At 61.3% G+C, this 478-nt stretch carries 1 protein-coding gene; it reads right to left on the reverse strand.

Annotated features, from left to right (window positions below; all coding sequences use genetic code 11):
* Positions 1 to 478: alpha/beta fold hydrolase (locus HX873_RS31565; protein WP_177123889.1), on the reverse strand; the 478-nt coding region annotated here is incomplete at both ends.

Consider the following 478-nt stretch of genomic DNA (forward strand, 5'->3'; position numbering starts at 1 on the left):
GCGCCGACTTGTAGCAGGACTGCCACGGTGTGATGTGGTCGTTGGTGCCGGCCAAAGAATAAATATCGGCAGTGACCTGCTTCAGGTCGATCGGCGTGCCGCACACTTCCAGGGCATTGGCGCGCACCAAGGGATTGTTCTTGAACAGTTCGATCAGGTCGCCATGGAACGCGGCCGGCAAGCGGGTGGTGTCGTTGTTCCAGAACAGGATGTCGAACACCGGTGGCTCGTTGCCCAGCAGGTAGTTGTTGACCCAGTAGTTCCAGATCAGGTCATTGGGGCGCATCCAGGCAAACACCTTGGCCATGTCGCGGCCTTCCAGCACACCGGCCTGGTAGGAATGGCGCTTGGCCGCTTCCAGGGTCTGTTCGTCGACGAACAACGCCACCTGGGTGTCCAGGGTGGTGTCCAGCACGCTCACCAGCAGGGTCAGGGCGTTGACCTTCTTCTCGCCCAGCGCCGCGTAGTGGCCCAGCAG

Source organism: Pseudomonas sp. P7758, from assembly GCF_013386485.1.
Lineage (GTDB): Bacteria > Pseudomonadota > Gammaproteobacteria > Pseudomonadales > Pseudomonadaceae > Aquipseudomonas.